This is a genomic window from Paracholeplasma brassicae, assembly GCF_000967915.1.
GTDB classification, from domain to species: Bacteria; Bacillota_I; Bacilli_A; order Acholeplasmatales; family UBA5453; genus Paracholeplasma; species Paracholeplasma brassicae.
On record NC_022549.1, the window covers coordinates 1,177,533 to 1,194,863 of the forward strand.

19 protein-coding genes and 2 tRNA genes are annotated in these 17,331 nt (G+C 33.3%); all 21 read right to left on the bottom strand.

From position 1 onward, the window contains the following. Positions 1 to 412: 412 nt before the first annotated feature. The 21 genes from BN853_RS05505 to BN853_RS05605 all read right to left on the bottom strand — a co-directional run bounded on the left by BN853_RS05505 (position 413) and on the right by BN853_RS05605 (position 17,327). On the bottom strand, positions 413 to 1,720 hold the full coding sequence (locus tag BN853_RS05505) for a hemolysin family protein (RefSeq protein WP_052591475.1): 1,308 nt from the start codon (positions 1,718 to 1,720) through the stop codon (positions 413 to 415). Between the two features lie 166 nt (positions 1,721 to 1,886). Then, on the bottom strand, positions 1,887 to 3,026 hold the full coding sequence (locus BN853_RS05510; protein ID WP_030004967.1) for a DNA glycosylase AlkZ-like family protein: 1,140 nt from the start codon (positions 3,024 to 3,026) through the stop codon (positions 1,887 to 1,889). 168 nt (positions 3,027 to 3,194) lie between these two features. Then, positions 3,195 to 3,641 (bottom strand): hypothetical protein, encoded by a 447-nt coding sequence (locus BN853_RS05515; protein ID WP_030004968.1) that lies wholly within the window; start codon positions 3,639 to 3,641, stop codon positions 3,195 to 3,197. 44 nt (positions 3,642 to 3,685) lie between these two features. Continuing rightward, the gene (locus tag BN853_RS05520; protein WP_030004969.1) at positions 3,686 to 4,141 is read right to left on the bottom strand and encodes an SHOCT domain-containing protein; all 456 of its coding nucleotides are present in this window, start codon (positions 4,139 to 4,141) and stop codon (positions 3,686 to 3,688) included. 3 nt (positions 4,142 to 4,144) lie between these two features. Further along, a complete protein-coding gene (locus BN853_RS05525; protein WP_030004970.1) occupies positions 4,145 to 4,681 on the bottom strand; it encodes a dihydrofolate reductase family protein in 537 nt (178 codons plus the stop codon). Between the two features lie 20 nt (positions 4,682 to 4,701). Further along, entirely contained in the window at positions 4,702 to 5,454 is a 753-nt protein-coding gene (locus BN853_RS05530) for a tryptophan-rich sensory protein (RefSeq protein WP_052591290.1), read from the bottom strand. A 142-nt stretch (positions 5,455 to 5,596) separates the two neighbouring features. Then, a complete protein-coding gene (locus BN853_RS05535) occupies positions 5,597 to 6,805 on the bottom strand; it encodes an Ig-like domain-containing protein (protein ID WP_030004972.1) in 1,209 nt (402 codons plus the stop codon). A 595-nt stretch (positions 6,806 to 7,400) separates the two neighbouring features. Beyond that, entirely contained in the window at positions 7,401 to 8,162 is a 762-nt protein-coding gene (locus tag BN853_RS05540; RefSeq protein ID WP_030004973.1) for a hypothetical protein, read from the bottom strand. Between the two features lie 125 nt (positions 8,163 to 8,287). Then, on the bottom strand, positions 8,288 to 8,956 hold the full coding sequence (locus tag BN853_RS05545; RefSeq protein ID WP_030004974.1) for a hypothetical protein: 669 nt from the start codon (positions 8,954 to 8,956) through the stop codon (positions 8,288 to 8,290). A gap of 287 nt (positions 8,957 to 9,243) precedes the next feature. Further along, positions 9,244 to 9,546: a hypothetical protein gene (locus tag BN853_RS05550; RefSeq protein ID WP_030004975.1), complete on the bottom strand. Its 303-nt coding sequence runs from the start codon at positions 9,544 to 9,546 to the stop codon at positions 9,244 to 9,246. A gap of 646 nt (positions 9,547 to 10,192) precedes the next feature. Continuing rightward, positions 10,193 to 10,396: a helix-turn-helix transcriptional regulator gene (locus tag BN853_RS05555; RefSeq protein WP_030004976.1), complete on the bottom strand. Its 204-nt coding sequence runs from the start codon at positions 10,394 to 10,396 to the stop codon at positions 10,193 to 10,195. After that, positions 10,386 to 10,616, bottom strand: coding sequence for a hypothetical protein (locus BN853_RS05560; protein WP_030004977.1), 231 nt, complete (start codon positions 10,614 to 10,616; stop codon positions 10,386 to 10,388). The genes BN853_RS05555 and BN853_RS05560 overlap by 11 nt, the downstream gene beginning before the upstream one ends. 382 nt (positions 10,617 to 10,998) lie before the next feature. Then, positions 10,999 to 11,089: transfer RNA gene (locus BN853_RS05565), tRNA-Ser, on the bottom strand. 66 nt (positions 11,090 to 11,155) lie between these two features. Next, positions 11,156 to 12,172: a PTS sugar transporter subunit IIC gene (locus tag BN853_RS05570; RefSeq protein WP_030004978.1), complete on the bottom strand. Its 1,017-nt coding sequence runs from the start codon at positions 12,170 to 12,172 to the stop codon at positions 11,156 to 11,158. A 73-nt stretch (positions 12,173 to 12,245) separates the two neighbouring features. After that, positions 12,246 to 13,034: an alpha/beta fold hydrolase gene (locus BN853_RS05575; protein WP_030004979.1), complete on the bottom strand. Its 789-nt coding sequence runs from the start codon at positions 13,032 to 13,034 to the stop codon at positions 12,246 to 12,248. A 57-nt stretch (positions 13,035 to 13,091) separates the two neighbouring features. Further along, entirely contained in the window at positions 13,092 to 13,613 is a 522-nt protein-coding gene (locus BN853_RS05580; protein WP_030004980.1) for a putative immunity protein, read from the bottom strand. A 117-nt stretch (positions 13,614 to 13,730) separates the two neighbouring features. Continuing rightward, a complete protein-coding gene (locus BN853_RS05585; RefSeq protein WP_030004981.1) occupies positions 13,731 to 14,522 on the bottom strand; it encodes an ABC transporter permease in 792 nt (263 codons plus the stop codon). Between the two features lies 1 nt (position 14,523). Continuing rightward, positions 14,524 to 15,348: an ABC transporter permease gene (locus BN853_RS05590; RefSeq protein ID WP_030004982.1), complete on the bottom strand. Its 825-nt coding sequence runs from the start codon at positions 15,346 to 15,348 to the stop codon at positions 14,524 to 14,526. Further along, the gene (locus BN853_RS05595) at positions 15,326 to 16,330 is read right to left on the bottom strand and encodes an ABC transporter ATP-binding protein (RefSeq protein WP_197539972.1); all 1,005 of its coding nucleotides are present in this window, start codon (positions 16,328 to 16,330) and stop codon (positions 15,326 to 15,328) included. The genes BN853_RS05590 and BN853_RS05595 overlap by 23 nt, the downstream gene beginning before the upstream one ends. Before the next feature lie 214 nt (positions 16,331 to 16,544). Then, positions 16,545 to 17,036, bottom strand: coding sequence for an NUDIX domain-containing protein (locus BN853_RS05600; protein WP_030004984.1), 492 nt, complete (start codon positions 17,034 to 17,036; stop codon positions 16,545 to 16,547). 206 nt (positions 17,037 to 17,242) lie between these two features. Continuing rightward, positions 17,243 to 17,327, bottom strand: a tRNA-Leu gene (locus tag BN853_RS05605). Between the last annotated feature and the right edge of the window lie 4 nt (positions 17,328 to 17,331).

Consider the following 17,331-nt stretch of genomic DNA (forward strand, 5'->3'; position numbering starts at 1 on the left):
CAACAGCCTTAAGCCCTAGGTAGTTACCGCCTACGCGTTCAAGTATTTTTTGTAAGGCTTTGTTCGATTTTTCACAAGTAATTCGATTTTATTTTGCTAGACTAAACATCAATAAACGAGCATCATATGAAAAATGATTTTCCTGGTATACTTTGTCAATTTCATAGCTAATGTTACCACATATGAAGGTTTTTCTTTTATGTCCGATTCTTAAATCACACCGACCTATGACTTCTTCACTAGGAAGCATGATGACAAACTTTCAGGCATCCACCCACTTTTTGGATTCCTCTTTTTTCGCTAAAAGAAACGACGTTAAGTTTGATTCGCTCATTTGATAACCATGTGACTTTTTGTTCCATTCTCTAGAAAATAAAATAGTCTTATTGTGCATAAAACTATTTCAGTACGATTAGTTGTATTTCTTTTTTACTCGAATACTTTGGATCCGATTGCCTCTAAGTGATTCCACAGTTAACAGGTGTGTGTGGGTGTCGATAACTGCTTTATCTTCTTTTCTAGGTATGTAGCCTAATTGCTCGATGAAGTAGCCTGCTAAGGTATCATAATCCTCGGAATCAAGTGATGTCTCAAATAGATGATTAAACGTCTCTAAACTCATTAAACCTTTAACAACCACTGTATTTGAGTCAATCGTATGGTAATGCTTGGTCGTTTCATCGTATTCATCATCGATTTCACCAACGATTTCTTCAATTAAATCTTCGAGTGTCACAAGACCAGCAACACCACCAAATTCATCAATAATAATGGCTAACAGTTGTTTTGACTCTTTGAATTGCAGTAACAAATCATCAACCCTGGTTGATTCTAAGATAAAAAGTGGGTCTCTTTTTAGATCCATTAAGGTGATTTCACCTTTTTTTAATTTATCTAAATTTAATAGCACGTCTTTTATTGTAACAACCCCGCGTAGGTTGTCTTTTTCATTTTCATAAAGCGGAATTCTCGAATAGGATTGATCGATGATCTTATCAAGTGCTTCTTTGATTGGTTCATTAATATCGATCATAAACGCATCTACTCTTGGAACCATTATCTCGGTAACTGCTTTTGAATCAAGGGATAACACACCACGCATCATGTTAAATTCATCGGCGTCAATCACACCATCGTTTCGGCTATTTTTGATTAAAGCCTTCATTTCTGCTCTTGTAATCTTTTCTTCTTTTTGTTCAAATTTGATGGGTGTGATTCGTTTTACTAACCCGGTCGAAACGGTTAATAACCAAATAAACGGTTTGAAAATATTTTTCAGTAACGTGATACTTGAGGCTGACATTAATGCGTATCTTTCTGGTATTTGAAGTGCCAGCTGTTTTGGGTATAACTCACCAAGGACCAAGGTGACGTAGGATAAAATCAAAGTCACGATGATTGTCGCAACCACATCGCCACCGGGAATGGCATTTAGATATGGCGATAAACGGTAAACGAACGCTTGTGAGGCAGCTGCAGAGTTAAAGAAACCTGCAAATGTAATCCCTACTTGAATTGCGGATAAAAATGCATCCGAATTATCTAATAATTCTAGTACCTTAATGGCTTTTTTATTTCCATCTTCGGCTAGACTTTTGATTTTATTTGGATTAAGTGAAACAAATGCCATTTCTGCACCTGCTAAAAACGCATTAATAACTGTCAAAATCACAATCATAATTAATGAAACTACTAAGTTTTGACTGCTAGGGTCATCCATTTTTTTATTATTTTCTCCTTTATTTGAATATTTTGATACCATTATAACAAATCCTTTTGAGACATTCAATGTCTTAAGAATTGCGATTACCTCTGTTTAGAGCGCTGATTTAACACTTATAGTCGATTCATTATATCTAACTTATGATATTTAAATAATACGAGTATTACTGTTTAAGGTAATATTTAAATCGCTTGATTGCCTCAATAAACACGTCATCTTCGACACTTATGGATTGTGTTTCTTGAACGTAATTTAATATTTTTAATTCGTCATTTAAGCGGTGCTTGGCAAACTCAATTCGACCAATAAACTGGTCTTTATAAAGAACAGGCAGGACATAATACCCGTATAGGCGTTTGTTCTTAGGTGTATAGACTTCCCAGCGGTATTTAAAGTCAAAGAGCATTTCAATAAAATCCCTATCCCAAATTAGATTGTCTAGAGGTGCGATAAATGCGATTTTATCGACGATTTGATTGGTTAACTGTGTTGCCTCTTTAGGCACATAAAAACGATCACTCAGTCCTTCAATTTCAATTTCTTCAATCAATCCATCTGACACTAATTGGATTAAATACTCGCTTCTAATGTGTTTATCACTGATATAAGGACCGCTTAAGTGAACACCATTTTTATCTCTGCAAATACCAAGTGATTTAATACGTCTTAATAAATAATATTTAATAAATTCAGCCCTGGTTTTAAATGGTGATTTTTGGTCAGAGTTGTCGATTAAGTTCTCAATTAAGTCATATTGTTTTAATGTATTTTTCTTGTTTCTAACGCCGATATCGCCTCTAAAAAATAAATAATCTAGTGTTGCACTTGATGTCTTTGTTTGTCCCCATCCACTTTTTGATCTACCACCTAATTCGATTTCACTGGCATATTTCGGTTTTTCTTTTAAGCTGTTTTTAACCTCATTAATGTAATCAAGGGCTTCTGTCTGATTTCTGTATACTAGGGTATTATAATGCATCGCTGCCGTGTGCTTCCTGACCTCTTCTAGTAAAGGAAAATCTTTAGTTAAATAAATCGACATCATTTTATCAAACCCATCAATTAACGCTCGCTTTTCATAAAGTAGCTTCTTTAAATCATCTTTTTTGTAGTCATTCACCCTACTTTGCATGACAAGACAGGTGTTTATACCGACCACATTTAGAGGGTCGTATTGAATTGATTGTAGGCGTTTTATAACATCAAGTATGCCTCTTTCACCCTCAAGCAAGTCCGAGGTATTAATCATATGGTAGCGAACTAATACATTTCTCGCCTCATTTTTTGTCCATGTTTTTTTCACTTAGTCACCTGATTACTTATCTTTCTTTGTCTATTTTGATGCGTTAGCTTACTCATGTGTCTCCATTGTTTGATTTAGTTCTAAGCCTAATCTATGGGCAAATATTTCATTTTTCAATCTTAAACCAGCAAAGAAGTTTGACTCAATCGACCTTACTCTAGTCAATAACTACTTCTTTATCTTAAACCCTTTTTGGATCAAGTAATCACAGAACGCTTGTGACGCAAAAAGAACGTTGATCCGTTTTCTACGGTCAACCCCCTCTTTTAAGAACAAGGTGATTCTTGCACCTCTTAAGGTTCTTGTGTATTTAATTGAACTCTGAAATAGTAGTAACGAATACGTTTGATTGATGAAAAAACTTTTAAACTTCATTGTTTTTTGATCCACATAGACTCGGTACGTGATCAAATGCACAAACAATATTAATAACATACATAGCCCAATCAAAATCAAAATAACTTCAACTTGATAATATTTCTTTTCAATCATCTGATAAAAAATCACAACAGATAAAACGAATAAAATCAAAGACATGACGTAAAGCAGACTTCTTCCAAAGCGGTCATACTCAAAATGCTTGAATACGTAATTTCTATGACTAGGATTTTTCAATTAAATCACCTCTAATTCAGATCACTAAATTTTTTACACTACAACTAAATACCTAATATTTTATTTCTTAATGCTTGGTATTCTTCGTTTGTAATAAGGGCTTGATCGAACAAGCGCTTGGCTTCTTTTAATTGTTCTTCTAATGAAAGTTGGTTGGTTGTCCCTAATTCATTTATTGCCGTTTTAATTGATGGCGTGACTGCTTTTATCATCACATCCGTCGTTTTTGAGACCGATTCATTCAAATCGTCTTTTGCATGTTCTACGGTTTCTGTTTGTACTTTTGCAGAAAGGCGGGTAAGTTGTGGTGAAAAACCCATAACCAAGATTGGAAAAGAAAAAAACACACAAAGCACACCAGGGATCAATAACCGTTCGTTTGGTTGATTACTAAACGGACCAAACGAGTCACTATATATTGTTGTCGATAAGACAATGAGTGTTACACCAAGTACCGCCAGTGTCACACCCCATAATTTTAACTTCGTAGTTGTTTTCATTTCTTATACCTCTTTCTTAAGATAAATTATTTCTGTGATACCATTATATGTAATTACTTGTTTAAGTGATAATTTAGTTTGACCTTCTGTGGGTAAAAAAAGTTTAATTCCATTACCTAAAATAACCGGAATAATTGCAATTCGAAATTCATCAATGACACCGAGGTCGTAGCAATATTTTACGATTTCTGCCCCACCACATAAAAAAACGTCTTTACCCTTTTGTGTCTTTAACTGATTGAAAAAATCAATTGAAGGCGTATTAATGAATTTAACATTTGTACCGTCAGTGAGGTTTTTATGAGTTAAAACATACGTGAGTTGTTTCTCGTATGGCCAAACGTTTGGTGATAGTTCAGTTTGAACTTGATGATACGTGCGATACCCCATGATAATGGTATCGATTTTCTCTATAAACGCTGGATAAGTCCCTGTATCGTTAGGCGTACTACCATCGCCTTCTAAAAACGACACCCCATAATTAGCATCTGCAAGATAACCATCCAAACTCATGCTTATATATAAGATTAGTTTTCTCAAAAATAACACCCTCTTTATTCCTATTTTTTAAAGACGACAAATAAATCAAAAGAAATGATTGATATCATCATAATCAAAACAGATAATTGAATCATCGGGTAAGTTTGATCTAGATTTTCTTTTCTAAAATGCCTTAGTAGAATACCCAAATATGCCCATAAAATAACAAAGGAAAACACGTATTCTTTTTCTTTATAGGTCCATAAAAGTGTGATTAGTCCTCCGATAAAAATCATTATAATCGTTAAACTAACCGCGATGTTTCCTAAATTAGGTGTGCCAATTTTAACCAATAATATCGTAAAATTAGCAATTAGTGCCACACTAATCCATCCCAAATACAGCGAAACGACTGAACGTATAAACAACACGTCTTTATCAATTATTTTAAACGTCACAATCAAAGTTATTAAAAGACCAACCATAACAATCGTTGATAATGCGATTCGGTCATAGTGCCATAAAAACAGCCAACACATATTTAAAATAGCAATTAACGAGAATAGCAAATTAATGTTAATAAACAGTCGTTTGCTTGTTATCTCATCCAACTGCTTTAACTGAGCACCTTGATAAAGGATGAAAACAAATAGTCCAAGATAAATCAAACCCCATATGGCAAACGTCACGCCAGCTGGTTGAAATAAATTGGGGTATTTATAAGAAACATCACCCGTTGTTATGCCATTTAAAGGCATTTGATTTGCAAGACCATTAACAAAAATCATTAAAACATAGGTTAAGATTAAAAACACAAATGATGCCAAAACCATCTGAATCACTCCCTTATTACACCTATTATAAATATATTTAAAGATGATCATTCGTTCTAAATGAAACCATCAATCCATTCAATTTATAAGCTAAAAGAATCGTCTACAAAACTAATCATGCTGCTAGATTTTCAATAAGCATTTAATCAATCACTACATCGACGATTTGTTTTAATAATTCTGCAGTTTCAATCGATATACCTTCAGGTGTGTACTTTGATTCTACTGCCTGATTTCCAGTAATGGTTTTATAATGTACTAAGGCAGATAGGTAAGCCCCATACAAACTCGGATGATTCAAGTCATTATAAAGATTGATTTCTTTATGGTTCAAAAAGACATACATGAACACATCACCTACCCTTGAAATCATTGAATCAAACGCCTCAGAAACGTCCAAGTAACCATTTGAAATCACTTCTTGCATAGCAACTCTTTCTTCTATCTCATTGTAATTATACGCCCATGTTTGATACAATACCATTTTTGCGCCATTGGTGTGAATTAGGTTATTGTATTTTTTAACAGAATTATAGAAACGATTATAGTCCGTGAGCAATCCGTCACTTTTTTCTTGTAAAATTACATGAGTATAATTGAACTCAGTTAATCGTTTTTCTACAATATCCTCGTGTTGGTCTAAGTATTGATAACTCGTGCTATAGCTAATATAAACAATGCTACCATCTAATATCATCATGTTTTTAACCATATCGGGTATATCATACGTGTATTTTGTTAAGCTATTGCCAACAAACAATAAATCATAAACATCGGAATCTTCTTTATATAAAACATCGACTTCTAACTTGGTTTGAATGTTCCAATCGTCTTCTAAATAAAGAAAGATGTTTGATTTGCCTGCCCTGATGAAGGTGATTGTTTTTTCTTTTTCATCAATTAGTACGTTCGGATCAGACTTTTGAAACTGCACTTGCTTATTCATGCTATCGGCTGGATCGTAATGCACCTCATATGAATAGGTAACCCCAGCGTATATGACCCCATCCGATTTCAACTCTAATTGGATTTTATCGACAAAAACAACTGGTGTTACTTGAATTATTACCTCTATTTTTTTGCCGGTTGAGGCTTTAACTGTAATAATTGCTTCTCCCACGCTAACACCAGTGATTAGGCCGTTTGTACTAACACTAACAATCGTATCATCACTTGATTCGTAGAGATATATCTCATCACTTTTTGAATCTACGATATTAATTTGTTTACTCTCGTTTACGAAAATCGTCTCATCGATTTCAATACTGAAGTCTACCTCGTCCGTTGACTTACATCCAAAAAATAAAAAGACTGAAATTAAAAGTAACAACAAACTCATTAATTTTCTCATATACTATCTCCTGATCCATAATAATTCACACCACTTATTTCTAATGACTCAGAGTCGTCATTAATGTCAAGCTAAAACTGCTATAAAATAGACTAATCCAAAAATTTTTGTAATGAAATCATCAAAAATTTATGAACTTTGATATTTAATTAAATTATAACACTTATACACAATAATACAATTATGAGTTTTGTGTCTTAAAACTATTCTATATGAAAAATTAGGCTTGCTTACTTGAAAATATATTCGATTGATGACAAAAAAATACGAGCAATGACTAGTGTAACATCAGCCACTGCACTAATATAGCTCTACTTACAATGATAAAAAAAGCTCAAAATTATGAGCTTTTATTTTTATTCACTATTGTGCAAAAAGGTTCTTGTAATTAAAACAGCCTCATGAGGGTATTATTTTATACTCTGATGTGTGCTAAAACTGTATCTATTTGATGTGTGATGCTACCTATTTTAATACAAATTAGCACCCCATCATAAATTTTAGCACCCTTAACTCATTTTTAGCACCCCTATAAAAACGGCTTAACAAGGGGATTTGTTAATAATGACTGTTTAATTTAACCTATACATCCAATTCACTTGGATCCATTTTGCTTATTGTGATATTCTTTAAAAAGCTCGATTGAGTCAAAATCCTGTTTTATTACCCTGTTATGATAGTAATTAAATGCTTCGATTATAAATTCATATAAATCGACTTTACTCGAGAAATTCCTATACTCCAAATATCCATCAGGACTATATTTATTTTCTGGAACGAAACCATCAAACAATAACATTAATCCTTCTTCACTAAATATACACTGAAACCAAGTGTTTTTATATTCTCCTTCGTAATGTATTTCGATACCCTTTTTAAAATTTCGATAAAATCTATGTTTCATGAATACAGGCAAACGATTCAATAAGGCAGATTCAATAGAGCCATATATTGCATCCTTTAATATTTCAGAAAACATTGATTGATTGATTTTGAAATACTCTTCAGCTTGTTCTTCAAACTTTTTTTGTTTTGGTTTATAACGTTTATTAATTTTTTCACCATAAATGCTTCCAGTCTGCATTAATAAGTGAATGTAATCAGGTACATCAGTCTGATAAATACTATTTAAATTAACTTCTATTTTTTGATCAATTTCTTCACTATCAATAACATCATATCCTAGATTTCTAATCTGGGTGTCTATATTATAATAGTGCTTCTTATCTTTTGACATTGCAGAATAATGATATGATCCACGATCTTTTATTACTATGAAATACCAGTCAGTATTGTCGTATATAGATACTGTATTGCCAAAAGATTTTTTATCTAAGAAATATCTAATCCTCTTCATGTGAAATCCTCCATTACAATGTATATGCTACAGTGGTTAAAACTAATTTAAGCACCGCTATAACCAAATCGTTTTAATTGTTAACACAATATTCTTTTCGCTCTAACTTGTCAGATGATAATAACCTAATTCTTCAATGTGATACCATATACTTCATTGTAAATATTAATTTCTTTGTATATGCATTGACCAATAAGTGATATATAATTTCTATTTGATGAAATATCCTTGATGTCATATTTGCTAAAAGATTTTAAAGCTAGAAATCCATCTGAAAAATATCGCCCACCACGAATTTCAGACTGAACTGTAGAATATTTGTCTGTGATGTAAACATCCCAATCTCCTCTTTGAACTAATAATATAAAATTGATACAACTGTAATCATTGTAGAAACTTGCGCAATAAACCGGTCCATAATAAAAGAATTTGTTATTCTCATCAACCGCATTTTTAAATTCAGTATAATTGAAACTAAAATCGTAATCTACTAGCAAAAATCTAAAAGACTCTTGAAATAAAGTTTTATAGTCCCCCGTCCAACTAATATATCTTCTATGTTTTTCAATGCATTTGCTTTTTAACTCATCGTTTAAAATAAATATTTCTTCAGTTCCCTTTTGATATTTGGTAGCAAATACATATACAGTATTTTCGTGTAAAACTTTGTAAATAGTCATTTTCTTAATCTTTTGTATGAAGTATAACATCCAGAAATTTTTCTTGAGTTCAATCCATACTTCACTATTTATAATTTTGCAGAGTTCCTTTTCTGCTTTACATAATTTGCTCATTAACAAAAATTCCTTTCTTTGAGATTGCTAGATTTTTACACTTTCTCCACAATCATTTGCTTAAAACATACATAAAAATAATACATAAGTTTCTTACTCTGAATCAACTTTCAATATTACAAAACTAGTGATTATCAATCTCTATAGACATAGACTAATGAATCGCCTATATATTTATTTATCTCACCCTCCATTTTAGAGACTTAGCTTTTATCCATGTTAACCAGTTTGAGTTTTTATCTAGTTCATCAATTTTTATATCTGGTGAGTTAGCAAAATAAATCTGATTATCTATTCTTCAAAAGCAACCCACTTATGATAGAGTCATATTCTTCATTTGCTGGAACAAGATTAAAACGTTCTACTCCATCAAATAAAAATTCTATAACAGAGTGTTCTTTGTTTTGCTTTTGAATAATCATATATACTTGTCTAAGGTCATCAATTGGCTTCATCCTTGAATCATCACCTACATAAGATCCACTAATGTATTTTACCTCTTTAATGCAAGCATCATAAAAATACCCAAAAAGAGTTGAAACATATTCGATATCCTTTTCGTTGTTTATGCTGTTCCATTGTTGTTCCATGTTAGATTTCTCCCAATTATAAAGCCTATTAAGTTAATTCAAATTTGATCTATGCGAAATGTTTATTATTATTATAACATTTCTATTGATAAATTCCATCACGACTGGAGATATCAGTATACATACGTATTGCATTTATATCGTAATTCATATAAAGTTTTGGTAATCGTGTAAAAATTTTAGCACTCCCCCTCTCAAATCGTGTAAAAAGTTTAGCAGAGGCCAATACTAACCTCTTAAATTTCAGATTGATACATCAGACTATAAATAGATAAAATATCAAAAATCGACTAAAAAGTGGCATACTATGTCTATTTTCGGTAAATTTAGGCACAAAAAAAGGCTCGATACTTTTGTATCAAACCTATGCATTCAATATGTGTTGCATGACCTATTTTAATACAATTACGCACCCTTCGCAGAATTTATGCACCCCTATCAAAATTTACGCACCCCTAAATTATGCCTTAGTTTAGCCTTTTAATTTTACAATATTTTTTAGCAGTAATTTGTATGTATCAAAATAGGTTATTCCACTATCTACATATTGTTGGGTATCGAACCCATCTACAACTCTTTATTAATTGAGATTTTCATTGAACATTATTTGTATAAAAAGTGTTTCTGCAAATGTGGATTGTAGGATCTATTTTATTTCATCATCAAGTTGGAATATTTCGTCAACATGTTTATCGAATAATCTGCTTAATTTTATAGCGAGTTCAAGTGTAGGGTTATATTTATTATTTTCAATTGCAATTATTGTTTGACGTGTGACGTCTACTTTTTCAGCTACATCCTCCTGTCTTAAACCCATTTTTCTTCTTAGAAATTTAATATTATTTTTCATTTTTTTCTCGAGTCATTTTCCTTGTTAAATACGCCTTACTTCCAAAAAAAATAGCATTTTGCAAACAGATAATAGATAATTGAATATATGGAAAATCAGAACTTCGGACAAAATCAACTATTATCCAAACTAATAGAGATATTACCACAAAAAAGTATGCTAATCTTGATGACTTAATATTGATTTGCATTTCCATTTCATCAGCCTTCTTAATTTTCATTGTATTCCTCCTAATAATGTAAATTCTTCTTTACATTTCAATCATATCAAAGAGTCGAATAAATGTCAAATCCTTTTAACATTTTATCAAAAAAAACATCGTACTAATCTGCTATTTTATATGTCGAACGTATGATGTCTTCGGTAATCGATAATTTGAAATACTCAGCAATTCAACTATAATCGTGTAAAATCATTTCAAATCGTGTATTTTCAAATGTAATCGTGTAAAGGTTTCTTAATTTCTACTAAAATTGTATCAAAACAGGGGATTTGACACCTATGGAGTTACCTATTATAACACAATAAAAATATATAGAAATGGCTAAACAAAGACAAAAAAAAGGGTTGATACCGAATGTATCAGACCTATTTTACTCTTATGGCGGAGAAAAGGGGATTCGAACCCCTGCGACGCTTTCACGCCCTACTAGCTTTCCAAGCCAGCCCCTTCAGCCACTTGGGTATTTCTCCAACTTTTATATTATAGGCGATTATCACATAAATATCAAGTGATAATCGCCTATATCGATTAAATTATCATATGGTTAAATCCCCAGGTTTAATGAGTTGATACTTTCTAAAGAAATAATCCGTAACATAGATTAGTACCAGTGGTAAGATTATATGAAGTAAAACAACTTGTGTAACAACTAAAACGCTATACCCCATGACGTCAAAGGTGACGAGCTGTCCAACCAAACCGGATGTTCCCATCCCTGCCCCAGTCGGACCAGTTTCAATCTTGAATAAGACCGTTGAGATTGGTCCTAAAATAGCTGAAACTAGAATTGTAGGTAACCAAATTATCGGTTTTTTTAAGATGTTTTTAAACTGCAACATGGAAGTACCTATGAAAACAGAGATGACCGAACCTATATTGTTATCCTTTCTCGACATAACAGCAAAGCCAACCATTTGAACACTACAACCGACCACCGCTGCACCGCCAGCAATGCCTCCAAGACTAATCGCAATTGCGATAGCAGCACTTGATATCGGTGCAGTTAGTGCCATGCCCATCACAACCGAAATCACAATCCCCATAAAGAATGGTTGTAACGTCGTTGCTTGATCAATGAATGTACCAAAAGCTTTCATGGATTCGCTGATAGGTGAACCTATCAAATAGGCAACAAGAAAACCTATCATCAGCCCAGAAAAAGGAATGAGTAAGATATCGATTGGTGTTTTTTTTGAGATCGCGTATCTTAAGAAAAAATACACCAATGATACAGTTATATATATGACCATCGGGTCATTGTAAAGTCTTGAAGCAACCCCACCAGCAACCGAGGTTGCTACTAACTTTAGTCCGTCTAATTTTAAACTAACTGCCATACCCACACCAATACCGATGCCCATAAAACTTTTTAAAATGGTTGAAAGATTTAAAAGCTCTTCTGAGATTTTACTTAAGGATGAAACCTCACCCACTAAATTGCCTAATTGTCCGATAATAACACCTACGATTAAGGTTGAAAATAAACCAAGCGCCATCCCATTAAAACTCGTTATAAAATAATCCAGTGCTATTTTACGTTTTGATTTTTCCATAGTAATTCCCCTCCAATGATAAAAAAATAAATAGTGATACCAATGACACACAATCATTCTATCACTATTTTTTTTAAAGTGTTTTTAAAAACGTTATCACGCGTTCAGAGAACAGACGTTGTTGATCCAAATGAACTACTGTTTTAGCGCGCTGGAATCCCTCTAAAAGCGCTTTCGGTACTTTTTGTTCGAACTGAATACAAGCATCTTTTATGACCTCTAATTCGTATTCGCCACAAATGACATAAACTGGGTATGCTTTCTTTTGCTTACCAAGCTTGTAGAACCGACTAATGCCCCTTTTTGATAATAAGCCCTTTCGTTTAAAGTTCTTTTGTGAGATTTCAAATTTCTTTTTTGCATCATCTTTAATGCATGCATTGTTCAAATAATACGCTTTATAGGCATTAAAGAGAAATGCCCATTTGAAGGCACGTAAAAACTTGGTTTTTAATAACTCATTGTTAATGGCTTTGAAAGAATCATGAAAGATTGAGAACCCACCAATCGAAATTAATGACTTGATTTTTTCAGGATAGACTTGGCCGAACGCTTGAGCAACAAGCGAGCCAATCTCAATACCTAAAAAATGCGCATCTTCAATTGAAAGTAAATCAAGAATTACCTTAATTATTTCTGGCATGTCTTTGATTGATACGTTACGAGATACACCACTTCTTCCATGACCCGGCAAGTCAACTAGTAACAACTGATAATCTTTCTTCAAAGCGATAATTTGATTATCAAACACCGAAATACTCGAAGTATACGGGTGTAATAAAACCAAGGTTTCCTTATTTTTATTTTCATAAAGCATGTAGTAAATCCCCACATCTTTAAATCGAACTGTTTGATCATGCATATAAATCACTCCCTATATCAAGTATATCATTTTACGTCTTTATTAAATCATTCAATTTCATCTTTTTATGAAACTTGCCCATTGTAAATGTTCTGTGTCGTAATTCATGTAGTTATTGACTTGCTTGTAATACCAATTTAATCGTGTTTTTACTTCAAGCTGATATTCTTTATCTAAAGAAATAACAATGGCGGTTAGTTCGTAAATCATTAGCCCTAATTGGTGAGTCCTTGTGTGAACGACAGACAAACCTTGTGCAATTGCGTGATAATAGGCTTTTTTTACGTGATCGTTTGTTTCTTTTGCCATTTGATGAATAGCGATAATCTCTTTTTTTGCCTCTGACATCTTTAACTTCCCACAAGCCCACATGATGACCGTTTCATGTGCATGAATCAGCTTCTCATCTTCTAGAAACAAAATTAAGCGCTTAACTTCAGAAAGACTAAACAAAATGACTTGTCTTCTTGAAAGTCGATTCATTAAGGCATTTAGTTCGTCTAATTCCATCACGTTCTTATCGACAAGAATCTGTCTTTTTTTAATGAGGTTTTGTTTGATGTTTTCCTCAATCGTCATCGCATTGCTTCCCTTCTGATAAAAGTGAACTTAATCTCAGTTGATTCAAAGATCACATCTCTTATTATAGGTCAATATGGCAAAAAAAGAAAGGACACCAAATTGGTGTCCAAACGATTAACTGCCTGCGCTTTCGTAGCGTTTTAACCCTTGATTCCAAATAAATAAAGATAGCATTAACATTCCTATTGAGGCAAGCATCACATACAGTGTCTGAAGGTAGAGATTACCACCAAAAAGTAACGCACGTATCGGAAAGAAAATGACCACCGAAAATGGCAGTAAATAAGTCAATGTAAACCGAATTGCGCCACTAAAGATTTCAATCGGATATTTAGCAAAGTTTGAGAAATCATAAATGGTCGTCATCACTTCAATGCTTCTTTTAGTCCAAAAAGACATCGAACCGAAAATGAGTTTGATTGCAAAAAAGAACCATACGGCAAAAAATACACACAAAACAAGCAAAATGATTTGTATTGCACTAAAACTAACCCCCAATTTGGGTGTAAAAACAAACAAAAATAATATGCCAAGGATTAATTCCCCAAACCCTTCTAGTTGGATCATTTCAGCGACTAACTGAAATAACGGGTTAATGGGTTTGATTAAGTACTTATCTAAAATGCCTCTTGTGATTCCGCCATTTGCTAGTTGCCAAATTTGATCCGAAAAAATGTGATCGATTGCTTTTGGAATTAAGTAGTAGCCATATAAAAAACCCATGGTATTAATATCCCAACCATTTAAGGATGGAATCGCACTAATAGTCAAATACAGTGTTGAGAAAACGATGGCATTTTCAAGTAAGAAACCAAAGATACCAATCACCGCATCAAAGCGGTAAGCGAGTCTCGCCTTAATACTTCTTGAGACGTAATAAGGGTATAATTTGATGTACTTTTTCATTTTACCCTCCCACACTGACGACGCGTTTCTTAATCAAACTAAAGGTAAAGCTACAAAAAAGGTTTAAGACAATTACCCAGACCAATTGAATGACTAAAGTTTCGATAATTTCACTGGTTGTTAACCGCCCCATTAAAATAAGGATTGGCTTTTCTACCATACTTTTAAATGGTAGGAATCTAAGTACGTTATTTAGCCATGAAGGAAAAAATGAAGATGGCAGCAAACTACCTGAAAAAAACGACATGCTAATGTTTTTTATGATCATTAAACCAAACAACGCGTTTGTAAAAAGTGAGACCTCACCAATCAAAAAGTTGAGTGCGTCTGCAATCACAAAAGAAAATAAACAACTAATGATAAAAACGACCAATAAAAAAATATTAGGTAATGCCACACCCAGTGATACTTTTAAAAGTATGATTGAGATGCTCATTAGGGGAATAAACATCAAGATGGCTGCAGACAAGAAATTACCAAAGCTTGAAAACATTAAGCGGTAGCGATAACTCATTGGCCGAATTAGATTAATTGCGATGTTTCCTTGATAGATGTCTTCACCAAGTATCCAAAACGAACTTGAGGCAAACACAAGGGTTGTTGTAACTCTTGCAAAAATCAAGTAGGTGATCATTTCCTTAAATGTCATCCCATTAATTAAGGTCGTAGGTGAATTTTGAAATATGGCGAACCATAAATAATTCAAAATTAATAGAGAAATTGCATCTCCTAAAAGCCACCCTATGGCACTAAACTTATAGGCAAATCCATCCAAAATCCCAGCTTTTGTGAACGCAAGGTACTTATGATATTTGTTTGGTCTCATAGATCTTTTTAACGATGCTTTCTAGTGTGTCTTCACTGATTTTTATGTCGTCGACTTTATAATTATCGAGTATTTGTTTTAAAACCTGATTGACTGAGGTATACGCCATATTAAGGGTGATTTTGATGTAACCATCGTCCTTAGAAACTTGAATGCCCTTGCCAAGTTCTTCTTGAAGAGAAACTAAGTCAATTAGTTCTTTTGTTAAAAAACTGACGTGTCTATATTCACCAAATGATTTCTTAATCGCTTGTATTGGACCATCATACAAGATTTGACCTTCATCTAGGATGATCACTCGTTTACATAAGTCGGTGATGTCATCCATGTTGTGAGTCGTTAAAACGATGGTGGTGTTGTAAACACGATGAATTTCTTTGATTGCTTTAATCATTCGGTCTTTGACAAGGACATCAAGTCCGATGGTTGGCTCGTCTAGAAATAGAATCTTAGGGTTGTGAATCAGTGAGGCAGCTAAGTCTGCTCGCATTCGTTGTCCTAAAGATAGTGTTCGAACGGGTTGGTTTAAAAACGGGTCAAGCTCTAAAACTTTCGTTAAAAACTCAAATCGTTCTTGATAATCCGCTGCACTAACGTCATAGATTGCTTTTAAAATATGAAGTGATTCAATCAAAGGCAGATCCCACCAAAGTTGTGTCCTTTGTCCAAAGACAACACCAATTTCTTTTAAGACTTCTTTTCGCTGTTTTGGGTGGTATGGTAAGTAACCATCCACCATTATCTCACCACTTGATGGTGTCAAAATACCACACATCATTTTAATTGTGGTTGATTTTCCTGCGCCATTGGCCCCGATGTAACCGACAATTTCTCCTCTTTCTAATGAGAAGGAAACGTCTTTAACTGCGTTCGTGATGGTATATTTTGTACTAAATAGTGTTTTCATCATTCCGACAATACCGGGTTTTCTTATTGGCTTTTTAAAATCCTTAGCTACGTGTTTAACTTCAATCATTGCCATCATATCTACCTCTTTTTCTCACTTAAATTATATCATTTCTCTAATTATCCGAATACTGTGAAAACGATTACATTTTTTTGTAATTTTAACATTTGTTTTTTTGTCGACTGTCAATTCGTTTAATAATTATTAACCTACGGATAACTCTCATTCAAATCGTGATCTTGAATCGAATTTATCGAAAAAAAGAACCCAAATCAGGTTCTTCTAAGATTTATTTAGTTGATTTTAATACCTGCATCAAGAGTTTTTTCGTCAAATTACCTCTTAACGTTGATTCATCAATCTTGGTACCCTTATTTACGAAAAATACTGATTTAACCTCATCGTTTTCAATAAAGACATCTCGATCAATTTGCCCTTCATAAATCACCCAGATTAAACGATGTGACTCACTGGCATAAACATCAAGCAGTTTAATCTCATGCAGAGTCATTCCAGTTTCTTCAAAAAACTCTCTTCTTGCGGCTTCTTCAAGTGGTTCGTTGTGATTTCGATAGCCACCTGGGAAGGTCACCTTGTCTTCTTCTTGGCCTTTTAACTTAACCATTAAGAACTCTCTTTGTTGATTGTATGCCACAACGACACAGCTAACAAACGTGTGGTTATTCCAATCGATAAAACCACAGGAATCGCATTTCTCGACTTTTGTTTGATCGACAATTGCTTCATTCAGTTTTGTGCCGCAAATAGGACAATAATTCATCGAATCACCTCAATAGTGTAGAAGATAACTACATTTATAGCTAAATATTTTATGTACCTAATTGAACCAATCAATACTTCGATTAAAAATGATATCTTCGTTTATTTTTATTATACACCAAAGTTGCAAAATTTGTTTTGCAATATATTTGCAATTATATAAAATCTTAAATAAAAAACGGCTTAATAAAGCCGCTTGTTTTTTAATGGTGCCCAAGGCCGGACTCGAACCGGCATAGGTCTCCCTACTGGATTTTGAGTCCAGCGCGTCTACCGATTTCACCACTTGGGCAACT

What these genes read in the sequence shown, in the direction of transcription:
- BN853_RS05570 (WP_030004978.1), bottom strand. Translation starts at nt 12,172, where the DNA reads ATGGAAAAATCAAAACGTAAAATAGCACTGGATTATTTTATAACGAGT.
- BN853_RS05535 (WP_030004972.1), bottom strand. Translation starts at nt 6,805, where the DNA reads ATGAGAAAATTAATGAGTTTGTTGTTACTTTTAATTTCAGTCTTTTTA.
- BN853_RS05540 (WP_030004973.1), bottom strand. Translation starts at nt 8,162, where the DNA reads ATGAAGAGGATTAGATATTTCTTAGATAAAAAATCTTTTGGCAATACA.
- BN853_RS05560 (WP_030004977.1), bottom strand. Translation starts at nt 10,616, where the DNA reads ATGAAAATTAAGAAGGCTGATGAAATGGAAATGCAAATCAATATTAAG.
- BN853_RS05580 (WP_030004980.1), bottom strand. Translation starts at nt 13,613, where the DNA reads ATGACGATTGAGGAAAACATCAAACAAAACCTCATTAAAAAAAGACAG.
- BN853_RS05530 (WP_052591290.1), bottom strand. Translation starts at nt 5,454, where the DNA reads ATGGTTTTGGCATCATTTGTGTTTTTAATCTTAACCTATGTTTTAATG.
- BN853_RS05590 (WP_030004982.1), bottom strand. Translation starts at nt 15,348, where the DNA reads ATGAGACCAAACAAATATCATAAGTACCTTGCGTTCACAAAAGCTGGG.
- BN853_RS05550 (WP_030004975.1), bottom strand. Translation starts at nt 9,546, where the DNA reads ATGGAACAACAATGGAACAGCATAAACAACGAAAAGGATATCGAATAT.
- BN853_RS05505 (WP_052591475.1), bottom strand. Translation starts at nt 1,720, where the DNA reads ATGGATGACCCTAGCAGTCAAAACTTAGTAGTTTCATTAATTATGATT.
- BN853_RS05520 (WP_030004969.1), bottom strand. Translation starts at nt 4,141, where the DNA reads ATGAAAACAACTACGAAGTTAAAATTATGGGGTGTGACACTGGCGGTA.
- BN853_RS05600 (WP_030004984.1), bottom strand. Translation starts at nt 17,036, where the DNA reads ATGAATTATTGTCCTATTTGCGGCACAAAACTGAATGAAGCAATTGTC.
- BN853_RS05585 (WP_030004981.1), bottom strand. Translation starts at nt 14,522, where the DNA reads ATGAAAAAGTACATCAAATTATACCCTTATTACGTCTCAAGAAGTATT.
- BN853_RS05595 (WP_197539972.1), bottom strand. Translation starts at nt 16,330, where the DNA reads ATGGCAATGATTGAAGTTAAACACGTAGCTAAGGATTTTAAAAAGCCA.
- BN853_RS05545 (WP_030004974.1), bottom strand. Translation starts at nt 8,956, where the DNA reads ATGAGCAAATTATGTAAAGCAGAAAAGGAACTCTGCAAAATTATAAAT.
- BN853_RS05555 (WP_030004976.1), bottom strand. Translation starts at nt 10,396, where the DNA reads ATGAAAAATAATATTAAATTTCTAAGAAGAAAAATGGGTTTAAGACAG.
- BN853_RS05575 (WP_030004979.1), bottom strand. Translation starts at nt 13,034, where the DNA reads ATGCATGATCAAACAGTTCGATTTAAAGATGTGGGGATTTACTACATG.